The 16,501-nt window shown below is 58.4% G+C and carries 12 protein-coding genes and 1 pseudogene; 3 read left to right on the top strand and 10 right to left on the bottom strand.

What is annotated here, in order from left to right; genetic code table 11:
* Positions 1–5: 5 nt before the first annotated feature.
* Positions 6–3,230, bottom strand: a complete 3,225-nt coding sequence (locus tag NKJ08_RS03340) for an SNF2-related protein (protein WP_352781254.1) — start codon at positions 3,228–3,230, stop codon at positions 6–8.
* Between the two features lie 551 nt (positions 3,231–3,781).
* Here NKJ08_RS03340 and NKJ08_RS03345 point away from each other — a divergent pair.
* Both NKJ08_RS03345 and NKJ08_RS03350 read left to right on the top strand, forming a co-directional pair.
* Complete coding sequence (locus NKJ08_RS03345) at positions 3,782–4,774, top strand: Pycsar system effector family protein (RefSeq protein ID WP_352781255.1); 993 nt, start codon at positions 3,782–3,784, stop codon at positions 4,772–4,774.
* Between the two features lie 3 nt (positions 4,775–4,777).
* A complete protein-coding gene (locus tag NKJ08_RS03350; RefSeq protein ID WP_352781257.1) occupies positions 4,778–5,572 on the top strand; it encodes an HAD family hydrolase in 795 nt (264 codons plus the stop codon).
* A gap of 203 nt (positions 5,573–5,775) precedes the next feature.
* On the opposite strand, the gene NKJ08_RS03355 is transcribed toward NKJ08_RS03350, so the two are convergent.
* The 8 genes from NKJ08_RS03355 to NKJ08_RS03390 form a co-directional block, all read right to left on the bottom strand.
* Positions 5,776–6,150 (bottom strand): VUT family protein, encoded by a 375-nt coding sequence (locus tag NKJ08_RS03355; RefSeq protein ID WP_352781309.1) that lies wholly within the window; start codon positions 6,148–6,150, stop codon positions 5,776–5,778.
* 183 nt (positions 6,151–6,333) lie between these two features.
* Entirely contained in the window at positions 6,334–7,071 is a 738-nt protein-coding gene (gene queC, locus NKJ08_RS03360) for a 7-cyano-7-deazaguanine synthase QueC (protein ID WP_352781258.1), read from the bottom strand.
* Positions 7,071–7,442 (bottom strand): 6-pyruvoyl trahydropterin synthase family protein, encoded by a 372-nt coding sequence (locus tag NKJ08_RS03365; protein WP_352781260.1) that lies wholly within the window; start codon positions 7,440–7,442, stop codon positions 7,071–7,073. Before NKJ08_RS03365 ends, queC begins: the two co-directional genes overlap by 1 nt.
* Positions 7,442–8,074, bottom strand: a complete 633-nt coding sequence (queE, locus tag NKJ08_RS03370; RefSeq protein WP_352781261.1) for a 7-carboxy-7-deazaguanine synthase — start codon at positions 8,072–8,074, stop codon at positions 7,442–7,444. Before queE ends, NKJ08_RS03365 begins: the two co-directional genes overlap by 1 nt.
* Positions 8,075–8,079: 5 nt before the next feature.
* Positions 8,080–9,168, bottom strand: coding sequence for a DGQHR domain-containing protein DpdB (dbpB, locus tag NKJ08_RS03375; RefSeq protein ID WP_352781263.1), 1,089 nt, complete (start codon positions 9,166–9,168; stop codon positions 8,080–8,082).
* On the bottom strand, positions 9,165–10,457 hold the full coding sequence (dpdA, locus tag NKJ08_RS03380) for a tRNA-guanine transglycosylase DpdA (RefSeq protein ID WP_352781265.1): 1,293 nt from the start codon (positions 10,455–10,457) through the stop codon (positions 9,165–9,167). The genes dbpB (NKJ08_RS03375) and dpdA overlap by 4 nt, the downstream gene beginning before the upstream one ends.
* Positions 10,454–11,563 carry a DGQHR domain-containing protein DpdB gene (gene dbpB, locus NKJ08_RS03385; protein ID WP_352781267.1) on the bottom strand — a complete coding sequence of 370 codons (1,110 nt, stop codon included), beginning with the start codon at positions 11,561–11,563 and terminating at the stop codon, positions 10,454–10,456. Before dbpB (NKJ08_RS03385) ends, dpdA begins: the two co-directional genes overlap by 4 nt.
* A gap of 26 nt (positions 11,564–11,589) precedes the next feature.
* The gene (locus NKJ08_RS03390) at positions 11,590–12,078 is read right to left on the bottom strand and encodes a hypothetical protein (RefSeq protein WP_352781268.1); all 489 of its coding nucleotides are present in this window, start codon (positions 12,076–12,078) and stop codon (positions 11,590–11,592) included.
* Between the two features lie 1,158 nt (positions 12,079–13,236).
* Here NKJ08_RS03390 and NKJ08_RS03395 point away from each other — a divergent pair.
* Positions 13,237–15,362 (top strand): annotated as a pseudogene (locus tag NKJ08_RS03395) (ParB/RepB/Spo0J family partition protein).
* A 192-nt stretch (positions 15,363–15,554) separates the two neighbouring features.
* Here NKJ08_RS03395 and NKJ08_RS03400 read toward each other — a convergent pair.
* The gene (locus tag NKJ08_RS03400; protein ID WP_352781270.1) at positions 15,555–15,836 is read right to left on the bottom strand and encodes an HU family DNA-binding protein; all 282 of its coding nucleotides are present in this window, start codon (positions 15,834–15,836) and stop codon (positions 15,555–15,557) included.
* Positions 15,837–16,501: the final 665 nt, after the last annotated feature.

Genomic DNA, 16,501 nt, shown 5'->3' on the forward strand with positions numbered 1-16,501 from the left:
CCATGTCAATCCCGCACGTTGACGGCGAGAAAGCCGATCGCGTCGACGACAATGTCCCAGCTGTCGATCAGCGCGGAGTAGCGCTCCAACATATCCGCTTCCGCTGCTCCGGCGGCATCGCCCCCTTCAGTCAACTGACGCCGTTGGAGCGCAATGCGTTCGCGTTCGGAAGCCAGCGGCTCGGCCAATTCCTTTGCGAAAACCTGTCTTACGGTGGGGATGTCGTGCTCCATTGCGTGATTGAGGCAGGTCGACAGATCGCCATCGGCGCGCCGGACGAACTGCTGAACCTCGTCGCCGCTAAGATCGCGCCAACGCGGCCCCTCACCCTTCGCGGACAGTGAATTGCGTAGGGTGGCCAGTTGCTGTCCATCGACCTTCTGGCCCTGGAACAAGGGCACGAACAACGGCCGCCGCCGTGTCCCGAAGATTGCTTCCGCGAGGTTCAAAAGACTTGGCGAGATGTCGCGCGTGTCGAGGCGCGGTCGCGCCGCGATAATCATCTCGAGGCCGATAAAGCTGGTCGCGCCCGCGGCTTGGCAGGCAATCGCGTAGGTCCGCCCGGTCAGACGATGGCCCAGTGATTTGACTACAGCATCAAACAGCGGATTGCCGTAGGTGAAAAATTCTGCGTCGCGCTGCCGCTGAGCGAGCGCGCGCCGGAATGTGCCGATGCGCTTGCGAAGCTCGCCATCAGCGTCCTTGTCAACTATAGTGAGTTCCCCGTGCCGGACATTCTCGGGCCGCAGGCACCAAAGGCCCTCGGATCCGTCCGCGCTCTCGTGCCTTGAAACGCCCTTGCCGCCAGCCAATAGCCGAAAATAGTCGAGAAAGGCGGCCTCAAGCGCGGTCTCAATTCCCGGCGCCGGCGTGTGAATGAAACGTTCAGCGCGCGCCGCATGATACGAGGCTTCATCGAGCAGTGCCTCGCTATCGTCGCGAACGCGCTCTTCCGCGGCAATCGCCTTAAGCCGCGGTATTAGGTCATGCATCTCATCCTGACCACCCGTGAGCGCCGCATTGACGATCTCGTCCTGGAGGTGGCGCAACGCGAATTCTAGGCCGCTGACCGACGTCCCGAACAGGTCGAGTCCATCATGGTAGCAGGCAAAAAGGCCAGATTCCCACGCGCCGGCGCTGACGCAGATATGCGAAACGACTTGGTTGGAAATGGCCTCGCGGCCAAGACGGTCAAGGCGACCGATGCGCTGCTCGATTACCGCGAGGTGCCAGGGGAGATCGGCGTGGACGAGACTATGTGCGAACTGGAAGTTGCGCCCCTCTCCGCCGCTTTCATCGCTGACCATGATCGAGACATTGGATTCGGCACGGAAGCGCCGGACATTTTCCTCCTTGGTCATGTCGTCGAGATCGCTGCGGAACTCGGTCACGACCTTCTCGCCGAACGTGTCCTTGAGGAGCGTAGCGAGTCTTTGTGCAACGCCGGGGAAGCCTGCAAACACCAGCGTCTTCCGGTCGGCGGCGATCTCTCCGCGCAACAGTGAGACCATCGCATCACAGCGGGCCGATGACGACTGCGATGATCGCCAGTTGGACGCCAGACGGAGACCGGCTGACAACAAGCGGGGATCGACGTGCGCCTTGACGCCCGCGCAGGCGGTGTACAGTTGGACGGCCCAGCGCTCACCACCCAGACCAACTACCGCATTCAGCATCTCCCGGCCATAGGAGTTGACTGTTGCCGCCTGTGCATCGCGCAGCGCGGTTAGCACCTCCAGCGTGGCGATGGGATCGACCAGCGCTTGCAGAAGGATGCGGCTGAACGGACGTAGGATATCGCGCGACAGGCTGGCGTCGGCGGCGAGCGCCGCAAGCATTGCCTCGGCTGCAGTGACTGCCTCGCCTTCGATCTGATCGGGCTCGTAGCGAAGCGGCGTCGATATGCGGGTAATCGCCGCCAGACGATCCTGGCTGATTAGGCGTTCTCGACGATTGCGAAGGATACGACGATTGACGCGATATCGCTCCGATACTGTTAGATGAACCTCTCGCGCAAGGGACGCAGCGCGCTCTGGCTCGGCTTCGGCGGCGGCAAGCAACGCGTGAAGTTGCTCGTCTTCTCGAAGGATCGGTAGCGACACCAGCCGATCAAGGCGCGCGATTACATCTTTATTGGTGGCCTCGCCGCTCACTAGGTCTGCGATATCGTGCGACAGCAGGTTGAGCCGGCGCCCGAGCGGTTCCTGTGCTTCGTAGATGGCGAGGAATGCTTCTTCGCCGGTACCGTTCTTGGCATAGGTCCGCGGGTCGAGCAGCGCGAGAAGGCGATAGAGTTCGGACTCTCGCCGCCGAACTGGAATAGCGCTAAGCAGCAAAAGGTCACGCGCGCTGCGCGAAAGTTGCTCCACCATGTCGTAGAGGTGCGGCGCATTGAGTAGATGATGGACCTCGTCGACCACCACCAGATCCCAGGGAACTGCCAGCAGATCTCCGTCGAGACCGTCGAGCGCAAAATTGGTCGAGCAGATGACCTTGGACCAGCGACGTAAGTCGACAGACTCGATTGGATGAAGATCGGCAAGCTTGAACGCCTGCCCACCAAAACTGCTGTGCATTTCGCACAGCCATTGGCGGGTCAGCGGGCCGGGCGTGAGCACGAGAATGCGGGCGTCGGGGCGCCGCGACAGAAGATCATGCAAAATGATCCCGGCTTCAATCGTTTTGCCGAGGCCCACTTCGTCAGCAAGGATGTAGCGCCGCACGGGGTCGAGGATGACCGTTCCTGCGACGAACGCCTGATGAGGGTGAAGGTCGATCCGGCTGGCCAGCAAGGCTCGCAGGCCGCCCACTTGCCGGTTGAAGCGCGTGAGCGCCACAAGCAACCGGTGCCGGGCAGAAAACAGCGCATAAGGATCAGTTCGTCCCTGGAGAAGGCGCGCAGGAAGACTATCAGTGAGGCTCGCTGGCAGCGGCAGAAGTTCGATCTCACTGACCGCCGCGCTTAGACCATCCTCATAGATGACTCGGTAGCGACGCGGTCCCACTTCGTCGCCATCGACAAGGGCATTGATAACGCATTGCCCTTGCGGGCCGATCGCCAGTGCCCCGGCATGGAGTACAACACGCTTAAAGTCGCCGCCTTCCAGCGCACTACGCGAGAAGAGGCGCCGGCAGCCGACATCGCATAGCTTGACGTCGATCGTGCGTCCATCAATCCCGATGATCTTGCAGCAGCCGAAGAGCCGATGCTGAAAGAGGTAGCCTATCATCGCAGCTGTCAAAATTGCCGCTGAACGTGTTGCCATAGAGCAATCAGGCCCCGTAACGATGCGGGTGCCACATTTGTCCCGGCACACGATGGAACGCTCGGCCCCTTAAACCCGACAAAAAAGTCGATCTGAAATCACTTGTCGTTCGCATCTATCCGCCCCCCGGGGCATCATGCAGAATTGATTTGCCATACGCAATTGCGGATTGGCCGAAGGGGGGCTTAAACACTAAGGAATACTTCAACCCCTGCTCTGCGCCGCATAGGCATCCTTTACAAGGTCATGCAACACTCATGAAGCAATTTATTGCGAAAAGGGATCTGCTGGCCGTTTGGACTTCGGGAAGGCACCGCCAGCTTGGGTTGGCAAAATAAAGAAATGGGTTGGGGCAACGCGGAACTGCGACCATTGATGCATGAAGAGCACCGGCCGACGAGTGTTTGTGCGCTGGCTCCGGATTCTCGAAAGTCACTTTTGGCGAATCACGCAGTACCAGAAATTCCCGGAGGCTCTTCCGTCATCAGTAAGACGGCAGACCGGAGAATTAAGCCATGCTAGATGCGGGCGAAACTGCTGAGGGGAGAATCGTGAGCGAGAATCAAAATGGAGAAAGCGAGCCGCGCGCTGAGAAGATCGGCACTGATGCTGACCTAGGGTGGTTTAGAGCCATCGTTCGCTCTTTTTTTGACCGCAGTATCGACTTCTATCCTCGCTTGGGAGCGCAAAAGATCGAGAGCGTATCGTCGGCTGTGATCATCAAAGAGATGGTCGAGGCGACAAAGCATTGGAAAGAAATGGATCCTAGCGATCTGCAACTGGACAAAGCGATCGAGCTGGCACGCGCGTCATTAAACGAGGCAAAACAACAGACCGAATATCAGGACCAGAAGGCAACTCGTTTGCTTACTGTTACAACATTTCTAACTGCCTTGGCTGGAGCGTTCTTTGCGGCTTTTAGCAGCGACTACCCTCTGCAGACAATCAGTGCCGTCCCATCCTGGTGTAAAGTACTTCTTGCAGCCACGTATTTGACCTTCTTTCTCTTCGTGTTGTCAGCGTTGACTGGCGCCCTAGTCACCTTCCACGGTACGCGAACCACGTTCAAGTATCCGGCCGAAGCGACAGTGGATGGGCAAGCCGGACCGACTCGTTCCTACCTCTTCTTCCGGGAAATGATTGGTGTATCGCCGACGGGCTGGGTTGATTCCTTTGTCACTATCCAAGAAAAAGATGGGAAAAAAGTGGCTGTACTTAGGCCAGATCTTAAGGTTAAATATCTAGAGAATTACGCTAGTGAGGCATATTTGATCGCTACAAAGACCGCAGATAAGCTACGATACCTCCAGCCAGCTCAAATTTTGCTTGCTTGTGCACTTCGCTTTCTTCTCGTATTTATTGTTCTCCTAATGATTGCCAAAACCGCTATCAATCCGACGAAGCCGACGCCAGGCTCTTGCGGAATCGAACTGACCCTGTCACGGGAACCTGTGGTCCATAATTCCGTATCGGGGACTGCAGCATTAAAGCCGTGTAGCGGACAGTGACCTATGGCTCGCGATTCTGAACTGGTGGCGGTATTCATCGATGCCGATAACACGTTGTGGGACACCGACGCAGTGTTCGCCGGCGCGCAGCGCGCTCTCCTTCGAGCTGTCGAATCAAGGGTTGGCATTTTAACGCCGCAAGCAGACCGCCTTCTGTTCGTGCGTGCGATCGATCAGGCGCTCGCAGAGCGTCATCACGCCGGTTTGCGCTATCCGCCTAGGTTGCTTGTTCGTGCCACCGAACTGGCGCTCAGGGGTGTGCAGGCCAACGACGCTGCCCGGGCGGTATGGAATGGCGGCAAGGACTATCTCTTGTCGGACGGCGATCTCGCCGCGATCGAGGAACGTTTTTTTGGCGATCTGGCAAAGCCGCCACGAATTCGCCAGGGCGTCACGGAGGGACTCAGTCAGCTTAAAGATTCGGGCTGTCTGCTTCTGATAGTGACAGAAGGGGCGAAGGCTAAGGTTGAGCGGAATGCCGACGTTCTTGAACTAACCAGATTTTTTGATCGGATCATAGAAGGCCGGAAGACACCGGACCTCTATCGGCGGATGCTTTCCTTGACCGGTGCGCCTGCGCGGGCCTTCATGATTGGCGACCAACTCGACCGGGATATCGCGCCGGCGAAGGCAGTTGGGCTTGAAACTATCTATTTCCCAGGAGGATTTCGGCCGCGCTGGGCACCTGATGAGGCCTCTGTTCGGCCAGATCATCTAATTTCCAGCTTTGACCAAGTGCCTGGGATCGTCTTTGACGCAGTAGCCGGTACGGCCGGAGCGCAAGTCCGACATATCTAGAGCCGGTGCAACTCGGCTACATGGTTTAACGCGCAAATCTCACGTTCGCGAAGCGATAACAAGGTGACAGGGGCGGCCGGCGCCATCAAGATGTGTTCCAAACGGCTCTTCAGGGGTGAAGGCTTCCCCAATCTTGGCGATCTTGGTTTGCGTCCACTTCACGCAGCGGCTTTGGGCAGCCAACAACCGCAGACTTCCAGATTTCAAGCCGGCATAAGCCCAAGCCGACGATCTCGTGCCCGCAGCAATGCCAAGAACGGAAGGGTGACCAACACCATCCAAGCCTTACCGACTACCTGTCCCGCCAAAAATTCAACTGAGCCGAAAGCGAGGCCGAGAAACACGATGCTGTCGATAACAAGCCCCACAATGCTACTTGCGACGGCGGCGCGGATGAATCCGCGGCGCTGCAGCGGAGTGTAGACCGCTAAGTCAGCAATTTCCGACAACAGAAAAGCGACAGTGGAAGCGACGACCAGTGCAGGCGGCGCAAAACTCGCGGACAACAAGGCGCCGATCGCAATTGCGGCAACCGCCCAGATTATTCCAAGTCGCCGTTGCACAAGGTCGCGCAGCACCAAGGCGAGGCCGACCGCCAACACCCCGCTAGGGGCTTCAAGTCCGGGCGCCACAGGAATCAGGCATGGACCGTTCGGTACGCAGCTTGTCCCGACATTTCCGACTAACCAGTTCGCTAGCGGGATACATCCAGCAAAGCACAAAGCGAACGCAATTCCTTCCGTCTTATGAGGCGATCGATCTTAGCCATGGGCTAGTTCCTGCGTCAGCGGTAGCGTTGCTGATCGCGTGGCGAACTGCCGGTATCCTTTCGCGCGCAACTCGCATGCCGGGCACACGCCGCAGCCTCGGCCCCACTCATGAACGTTCCCCACGTCCCCATGGTAGCATGTCAGAGTGCTAGTGCGGATTAGGTTCACCAAGGCGCGCCCACCGAGTTCTTCGGCAAGGGCCCACGTCTGTGCCTTGTCTATCCACATAAGCGGAGTTTCGAGCACGAAACGACTCTCCATACCTAGGTTGAGGGCGACTTGAAGCGCTTTCACCGTATCGTCACGGCAGTCCGGATATCCGGAAAAGTCTGTTTCGCAAACGCCAGTCACTACGTGCTTGAGACCTCGACGATACGCGACAGCAGCGGCAAATGTGAGGAAGATGATGTTCCGCCCTGGCACGAAAGTGTTCGGCAATCCCGATTGTGTCGCCACGATCTCAACGTCGCGTGTCAACGCAGTCTCACTTATCTCGCCAAGCACAGATAGATCGAGCACCCGATCCTCACCGAGTTTGGCAGCCCATTTCGGAAAATGACTTTCCAAGCCCGCCCGGAATTCACCTCTAGCGTCGAGTTCGGCTCGATGCCGCTGCCGATAGTCGAACCCAATCGTCTCCACGTGCTCGAACCGATTGAGAGCCCAAGCCAAACATGTAGCGGAATCTTGACCGCCGGAAAAAAGTACGAGCGCGCTTGAATTGGACATTATTGAGAGTCCGTACCGTAGAAACTACAGGCTCCCGTGTCGCTATCGCGTCTTACGGTCACTCGCCATAAGTTCGGACAGATGGGCGCGACTTTCCGCCAGATCCACGACGAAAGGTTTTCCATTGTCGCGGGTCCAAGGTCATTAATCTCGTCCAGAAAGCGGTGGTCGAGACCATCGCGAGCCTCTTCGAGGGCCTGATCGAGCAGCCCTAGATCGATGACCATGCCACTCTCCGGATCAGGACGGCCGCGAACGACTACTTCTGCGCGGTAGGAATGGCCATGAATCCTGCGGCTAGGCTCGACATCAACCTGACGTTGGAGCGTGTGCGCTGCGTCGAAGCGAAACTCCTTGCTCAGTTCGTACATTATCGGATCCCCATGAATTTGTGAGTTTGGAGAGATAGACGCCAGTGCGGATTCCGCAGGCAATAGGCTATCGCCGCCGCTGTATTTGTTTCGACCATAGGACCGTCGAGAGGCTGCAGAAGAAAATGGTCAAATGCGAGATTCTCGAAGATCGCAGGATCCAGGCCGACTTGCGGAAACACCAGTTTCAGTTCATTTCCCGTTGTTTGCGCCAAGGCTGTCGCACCCTTGGGGCTAACGGTTATCCAATCAATCTTATTGGGAGCCGCGAGCGTTCCATTGGTCTCTAAGGCAATTTCGAACCCGCGGTCATGGAGTGCCGACACAAGCTCATCCCCCACTTGCAGGAGTGGTTCACCACCTGTGAGAACAACGAATCGTTTGGACATTCCGCCGCCCCACATATTCTCAATCCCGATTGCCAAAGAAGATGCATCATGGAAACGGCCACCACCAATGCCGTTGACGCCGACAAAATCGGTGTCACAAAAATTGCAGGCGGCTTTCGCTCGGTCGCGCTCCCGGCCACTCCATAGGTTACAACCCGCAAACCGGCAGAAAACGGCCGGCCGCCCAGTGTGACGACCTTCGCCCTGGAGCGAATAGAACATTTCTTTTACGGCGTAACTCATGGCTTTCAGGCTGCCCTTGCGGATTCGGCCAGGCGCCGCTTGATGACCTGGACTAGGTGAAACGATAGTTGGCGAACATCGGATGGAACGTTCTGGAGCCCGTTCCAACGTCGGCGCTCTGCGCCGAACTCCCATTCGCCCTCGCTCCAAGCGGTCTTTCCCTTCAGCAGCCGCAAGCCACTGGCGAATTCGTCACGTGTAGCGGCACCTGTAACGCTATTGAGAAAGTCCATGACATATCCGAGAGCGACAATGCCTGTGCCATGAATCAATCGGGAGGTTTTGGGTGTCTTGCCAGCCCAGTCTTCTGCGAAAACGTGTTGAACTGCATGATAGAACTCGCTCATCATCGCGACGCCATGATCAAGCAGGAGCGTGTCTTCGCCGGCGTAAAGCCGCAGCGCTCCGTCACTCAACGAGTTCATAATAACGCGCTGCAGCACTGTGTCCCGGATGACCCCTTTTGGATTGGTTTGCTGCTTGATTAGCCCCCTCAGCGATGAGCCCTTGCGATAGTTAAGAGCCTCGGTGGCAAGTGCCGCTTGCGACCGGCTCGACATACGGTGTGGCAGATCCCCTACCTTGGGGAGCAGTTCGTAGACCAGGGCCTTTGGTAGCGGGCGAGTGTTATTTACGAGGATGAACTGTTTCTGCAGTTCCTCCTCGGTCTCGCAGAGAAAGCCCGACACGAGCACTTCAAAATCACGGCTTCGCAGTTCCGAAAGCGCCGTAAAGCGCTGTTGCCCATCGACGATCCAACCCGGCGGGCCGTTGGACGTATCGATCACCAGTTGGCAGAGTCGACTTTCCGGGTTTGCTGCTGGCTCCAGCCGAGCGTGACCCATAAACGCCACCACGATGGCGTTTGGTAAAATCGAGTTCGGCTTTTCGAGATAATCTCGGATTTCGCGAATATGGCCTGCGATCTGTGGCCTCTGGAAGCCTTGGAGCGCACCGCCGTCATCGCGCCCCGCCCGCTCGATTCGAGCGATGCGTGCCACTTCGGTGGCATTTGCAATAAACGTAAAAACCGTCAGCTTTTGGCTCTGAACCGGTGCGAGCGCGTCAAACCGAAGAAAATGGTTGTTGCTCATAGGCTCTCCTGCCGGAATTCGCTTAGGTGGGTGTGAAAGACGTGGAGGTTATGGATGCCGCGTCGCTTGTTGCGATTTGAGGTACGGAAGATCACAGCCTCCACACCGCTCTCCCGACAAACTCGGCAGTTGCATCGCTCCCAGGGACGATCGCCAAGTGTGTGGGCGTAGACCTTGCGCTGTCGCGTTGCGGCGTCGGCACGACGGCTTGGTGACGCCTCATCATGCCAGTTCAGGGCGGCCCAATACTCCATCACGGCATCAAGGCTTTGGTCCAGGGTCGCACCTCCGTCGGCGTAAGTGCGCACGCCGCGAAGCGCGGCGTCTTCAAGACGCCTCGCATCCTCCTGGTTGAGGCTGCCTTCAAGCGCCTTATGCTTGAGTTTGTTGTTCTGAGTCGCCTGCGGAATACGAATTGCGGTGTAGTACGAGAGGTCGCCGTCAGGCGTCCGCACCCAGTAATTCTTCCGGGCATCCTTGAAGGCGCGCAAGAGTGGTGACGTCGTGTCGAAACTGGTTACGCGATACTGTTCCAGTACAGCCAGTTCCTCGATTTTCCCGAATCCGAGAAGATGCAGCCGAACTCGATCGGGGAGAGTCTCACGCAGCGCTTGTAGGACCCGGCGAATCTGGTCGATCCTCAACGGCACAGTGCCGCCGATGGCCAAGTAGTCGTATCCCATGCTGGCCAGGCGGCCTGCGGCCTGCGCCATACTCTCAGCCGACCATCCCTGTATTACGCCCATTGGCGTGAAGCCTGGGCCTAGGCTTGCGGCCGATTTGTAAAACTCGGTTGCATTCTGGAGAGTAATTTCGAAGCGGCGACGCACATCCTCAGGCACATCCTCCAAGGTCCGCTTCAAACCCAGATCGTCAAAGTCAAAGATAAGGTGATCGGGCGAACAGCCGTGCGTGAAGCCGCCATCGGCATAGAATTCCGCCGTGTCGTCGGCGCTATACGGCGGCTCCGGTAGATTCCGATAAGTGAAGGCCCCGCAGTCGCCCATCATCAGGCTTCCCGGAAATCGATCGAGCGGATAGCGCAGAAAACGTCGCGCGCCCTCGCGACGAAAGCGCATCAACTGCGCTTCCGAATATTTGCCTGGTTGACGCGCGTCGCCCACGATGCCGCGGGAAACGAGGATTCCGTCATAAGGTGCCTGTTCTAGGAATTCGTGAGGGTACTGGTCATCGCGGTGTACCGATCGACCCGCGCCGTTGCGATCTGCAACAAAGTCGTATTCAGGATCGATCGTATCGACGCTGTCAGCGAAAACAAATTGCATCATGCCACCTTTGCAAAGGCGTGCATGTGATCAAGGCGTGCTAAATGGCTCGACAAGAGTTTGATGTCGCGTCCGACGTTCTGAATCTCATTCCAGTCGCGTTGCAACTCCGTCCATCTACCGCTGGTCCACCGACAGTATGGAGCGACGCGCGTCAGCGACTCGGTAGCGTGGAGCAGCAGGTCCGTACCGGGTGCTGCGCGAGACATCATGCGGTCCATCAAAAGGCTCATCGCCTCGATACCGGCTGAATGCATAAGCCGGCTTTCAGTTGGTGGACGACCCCATGCCTCAGGAAAGACGCAGCGCACAGCAGTCCAGTAGGCGACAAGTGTGCGGTACATCGCATCAACATCGGCGGGATATTGAGGAGTCCCCTTGTAAGGAGCCAGAGCGCCAAGAGCACTGTTGATGCTGTTACGAATCGCCTTGATCAATGCTGAGTCCGTGATTACCGCGGTTCCGGAATCTTCAGAGAGCCTTTTGATCAGGCCCTGGAAGGGAGAATCAGGAGAGGTTTGGAGGAGATTGACGAGTTCGCTCGGGATTTTCCGAGACGACAAATCACGCGGAAAGGCTGTGTCCACCTCTGGGAGCAATTCGTTGATAAGCCGAGGATCGAGCGGTTTGGCCTTGTTGACCAAGATGAACTGTTCGCGATGAACGGACAGTTCCTCCGACACAAAGGCGACGACGGGAACCGGAAAGCTCTTGTTCTGAGCTTGCGACAGTGCAATCGAACGCTGTTGGCCATCGACAATCCAAGCTGCCTTTGGGCCGTCGTTTGGAAGCGGGATTCGCAATGTTCCAGCCTCGCATGACCTAACGTCCCCGCCGGGCTTTTCGCCCCGCGTCTGGGTGAAATGCGCACGGGGCGAAAGCGCAAGAATGATAGCGTTCGGGAATAAAACAGGGCCCTGATCAAGAAACTCCGTGATCGCCTGAACGTGGCTCTTGATGCCTTTGCGCTGAAATCCCTGCAGCAAGCCGTCGCTGTCGCGGTGAACACGGCTGATGTCGGCAAACTTGAGAAGATCGGCGCCGGCGACAAAGAATGCGTAAACGGCCTTGTCGGCCTGTTCGGTACGGACTGCACGAACAGCCAGCATTGCTTCCTTGATCCTTCGCGGCCGGGTCACGCTGTTTCCCTATGCGCCATCGCCGTCCGGTATAGCCGACTGAACCGCGATTGCTCGCACGCGACCCCTTCTTCATCCCGAAGCGCGCGGAGAATCCGTGCAATACCCGATTGCGTATGCAGCCGTGACAAAATTAGCTGGAGGATCTCCGCGTCATTGCGGCGAGGCCGGCGCGGGCGTTCGGGGGGCGTAACCGCGCCCATGGCCGCCTCAATGGCTGCGTAGTCGGCATCCCGGTCATATGAACCGCGGTTGATCGCCGCCATCTGAACAAAGTGGAGCAAGGCTCGTTGAGAAAAGTCGGCGCGGGTACCTGGCAGTATCGCGTCCAGGCGATCATCGTAGGGGGTAAGCGATGGGCGGAGTGCAGCAGGCAAGGCTGGGGCAAGAGACGCACCGAAAATTCTCAATCGCGCCAAAGCTTGAGGCTCCAATTCACTGAGGCTTTTGCCTACCATCTCGGCATAGGGACGGGTCAGCGCCATCAGGACCCGCCCTGAACCTTGACCGAACGCATCGATCCATCCATCCGAATGCGGACCCGACATCAGGCTTGAAAACCAAGCGCCGACGTCGAACTCACCTGAGACCCTGGCAACGACGGACTCCGTATGTCCGCTAGAGACGGTGAGCCCATAGAGGGGGACTGGCCGGTCAGCGGCCACAAGCCCCAAGCCGGCAGAAAGGATGTAAAGTCTCGCCCCGGAGATCTCTGCTGCCTGGGTCGCGAGACCAAACCCTCGACCAGAATAGAGTCCGCCTGCGGGACGATCGAGTCGTAAGGCCCGTAGCTTCTCTATCCAAGCAGCTTGGATGGCGTGTTGCGGTCCAATTGGCAACGAAACTGGTGTTGCCGCGAAAGGGGGGCGCGCCTTCTTTCGGTGCGTGCAAATAGTGAAAACAGCTGCAACCGGCTTCGGGATCGAGTGTTGTAGGGTTCGCGCAACTGCTGCCGGAGTCATCGATAACTGCGCCTCAAAAAGCCCGCCTACGCATTTTTAGCCTTTGTCGAAACTGCATCTTGTGGTTCCGTCACCTGTTCCCACAAGCTACAGTCTCCGGCCCGGTGTCAGTTCAATAGCTACGGCAAACTGACGTCATTTGCAATCGGGAGGCCCAATAAATGCAGCCCTAATGAATCTTTGGTGTGGATCACTGCAGTTATTGCACCTGTCGTGCGTGTCCTATTCGGCGAAGGCATCGGTTTACGTCGAGAACGTCTTCTCGCGCTCGACAGGTCGACTCGGCTCCCTTAGCCGGCAGTTGCCGAGCCTATTGGTCAAGAAGGCCGTGGCTCAGCGCGGAGCAGACCGTGTTGTGCCCAGCCTTTTCAACCAGCACGCACACATCAAACGACATCGGCTAGGCGTCGATCGGCCCGATGCGGAATTTTCAGGTCTAACCAAAGGAGAGATGGTCTTAGCCATCTCTCCCCCGCGAATGCCACCTGCGCAGAGCGGGGCAGCCCGCTCGCAAGGCGGAGAATGATCCTCATCGGCTGACGTCATCCCATCCGCCTCGCTCGGCGCGCAGCCCGGCTCCGCTCGCCGGCATGCGCCCCCCTCTCTGCCGCGCGCTCACGCGCCCCCGGAAGGCATGCCGAGGGGCATGCCTTCGGCATGTAACGGGAAAGGACCAGAACTATGACGACCATTGAAGCGAGTGCGAAGACCGCAGCTGCCAGCGAGAGTGGCACGGAGGTTTTCATTCCATTGAACAAGCTGAAAAAGTCGCCCCGCAATGCGCGCAAGACCCCGCACAGCGAGGCGATCATCGAAGCCTATGCGGCCAGCATCGCCACCAAGGGCATCCTGCAAAACCTAGTGGTGGAGCCGGAGCTTGACGGGGAGGGCGCGGAAACCGGCTTCTATTTTGTCAGCATCGGCGAAGGCCGCAGGCTAGCGCAATTGCTTCGCGTAAAGCGCAAGCAGATCAAGAAGACCGAACCGGTCCGCTGCGTCGTCGACACCGTGAACGACGCTCATGAGATCAGCCTCGACGAGAACATCACCCGCGAGGATATGCACCCCGCAGATCAGTTCGAGGCCTTTCGTGAGCTTCACGAGGAACGCGGATGGGGTGCGGAGGAAATCGCAGCCCGTTTCGGCATCACCGCGCATGTCGTGCGGCAGCGCCTGCGACTTGGCGCGGTCAGCCCCAGGCTGATGCAGGTCTACCGCGACGGCGAACTGACCCTCGATCATTTGACTTTGCCATCACCGACGATCACGCCCGGCAGGAGCAGGTCTTCGACAATCTCACCTACAATCGCGAGCCCTACATCATCCGCCGCGAGTTGACGCGGACGCATGTCGTGGCGACGGACCGCCGCGCCGCCTTCATCGGCGCCGAGGCCTACATGGAAGCCGGTGGCGCCATCCTGCGCGACCTGTTCACCGAGGATCGCGGCGGCTTCTACGAGGATGCCGCTCTGCTCGACCGGCTGGTCATCGAGAAGCTGCAAAGCATCGCCGAAACCGTCAGGCAGGCCGAGGGCTGGAAATGGGCGGATGTCCATATCGACTTCCCCCACGCAAGCGGCTTGCGCCGCACTTACCCGCAACCGGTGGATTTGTCGGAGGAAGACAAAGCTGCCTACACAACGGCATCCGACGAGTTCAACCGGCTTACGGAGGAATGGAATAGCGCGGAGGAACTGCCGAACGATGTCGATCAGCGTTTCGGCAAGCTTGAAGCCGAGATCGAGCGCATCGACGCTCTGCGCCACGCCTACGATCCTGATGTCGTTTCGCGTGGCGGCGTGTTCGTCGTGCTTTCCCATGACGGAACGGCGCGCATCGAACGTGGCTTCATCCGCGCCGAGGATGAGTTGCCGGAACAGGAAGCGGCAACACTGCAAGACGGCGAGGAATACACCGTCAACGACGATGGCGAAATCATTGAAGTCGGCATCAGTTCGGAGCCCGATGGTGATAACAATGAAGAAGCGGAGGACGACGGCAAGCCATTGTCTGATCTTCTCATTCGGGACTTGACCGCTCATCGGACGCTTGGGCTTCGGCTTACACTTGGCGATCAGCCGGACATCGCCCTTGTCGCGGTGACCCATACGCTTGCCGCGCAGACCTTCTATCAGGGTGTCGAAGCCCACTGCCTCGAAATCCGGCCAACCAGCGTCTATCTCGCCGGTCACGCGGACGGCATCGAGGATACGGCGGCAGGCAAGGCACTGGCGGATCGACATGCCGGATGGGCTGCGGACATGCCTCACGATGTGGCTGACCTGTGGGACTTCATCGCCTCGCTCGATCATGCCAGCGTCATGGCGTTGTTCGCCCATTGCGCCTCGCTCACCGTCAATGCGGTGAAGCAGCCTTGGGAGCGCAAGCCTCGCGCCCACGAGAATGCGGACAGGTTGGCGACAGCGATTAACCTCGACATGACGGCACATTGGACGCCGACCGTTCGGACGTATCTCGGGCGCATCACCAAGGCTCATATCCTCGGCGCCGTGCGCGAAGCTGCCAGCGAAGAGGCGGCAGAGAGGCTGTCGGACCTGAAAAAGCAGCCAATGGCGGAAGCCGCCGAGCAGTTGCTCGCCGGAACTGGATGGCTGCCTGCAGTCTTGCGGACCCCAGAACCTGCGGTGTTCGCTGAGCGGCAAGACGAGGAAGGTGCGGATGCCAGATCGGCGGACGTTGCTGAACCGGAGCCGGAAGCCCCCGAGCCGGACACGACGAACGCTGCGCTCGCCGACAGTAACGCCCTGGCCGAGGGGGGCAAACCCTTCAACATCGCCGCCGAATAAGCGCGACGGCCGGAGCCGCCGCGCGGCTCCGGCCAGCTTTCTGTTGGAGAATTTTCCGGCCGCGCCATTGGTGCGGCCAGGGATCTCGACCTAAGAACGGCAGCAATGAGAAGCTGATGATCTTTGCATGAGACACCATCGCCCAAATGGACAGCGCGTTACCATCAGACGAGATGTATCGTCATTAAATGATCAGCCGTTCACCGAGTCCTTGAGAGCCTTTGCCGGCTGGAAGACGATCTTCTTAGATGCGGCGATCTTGATCGTGGCGCCAGTCGACGGATTGCGGCCATCTCGTGCTGGTTTGTTCTGTACCTTGAACTTGCCGAAGCCATTGAAGCTGATTTCCTCGCCCTTGGCGGCGGCTTCCGCAATGCCCTTCAACACATCCTCGACCACGGATTTCGCTTGGGTTTTCGACAGGCCGTGCGCGTCTGCAAGGCGTTCGGCAATATCGATCGTGTTTACAGCCATCGTTTCCATCCCTTCTGAGTTAGTTCAACGATTGGCCTTATGGCACAGGCAATTCCACAGTGTCATCGCGTCAAGGAACTCTGGCGCAAACCAACACTCCGACCGGGAATTTCCACTCTTATGGCGAAAGTCACGCTGCGCATCACCTCGCCATCAGACGCCCGGCGTGGAGGCGACCCTTTCCCAGCAATGCCTCACCTTGCGGGGGCGTGACGCAGCGGGGATCATTCTGCCATGCGGTGGAGGATCAGGTGTGACGCGGCTATCCTCGCCTTCGATCTCGAACGAGACTTGCATCGAATCGACGTGAGACAGGAAATCATCACGGCATTTGGCGGCGGCTTGGAAGCCGCTGCCCTCAGCAAGCAATTGGTCGCCTTCGTACCCGCCCCGAACGCGATGACGATTCAGCCCAAAGCTTAGGGAAATCGGACGTCTCTTCGTCACCGGTGGAGTAGGACCAACAGCGCCATGGCGCGCGAGGAAGCGTCTTTGACCGAAATAGAGAGGCGCAGCGGCGCAAGCGACAACGGCCGTGACTGATCTTAGCCACCGTGGCGTTCCCTCTCGTGGTTCGTTCTAAGCCATGCCCACGGCGTCCTCGAATGGATTGGGTCTGACCGAAGACCGCCTTCGCTTCACTCAGTCTCGACCGTCTTCCCGCA

Origin of the sequence: Mesorhizobium sp. M0244 (assembly GCF_040321795.1) — a bacterium.
GTDB lineage: Bacteria > Pseudomonadota > Alphaproteobacteria > Rhizobiales > Rhizobiaceae > Mesorhizobium.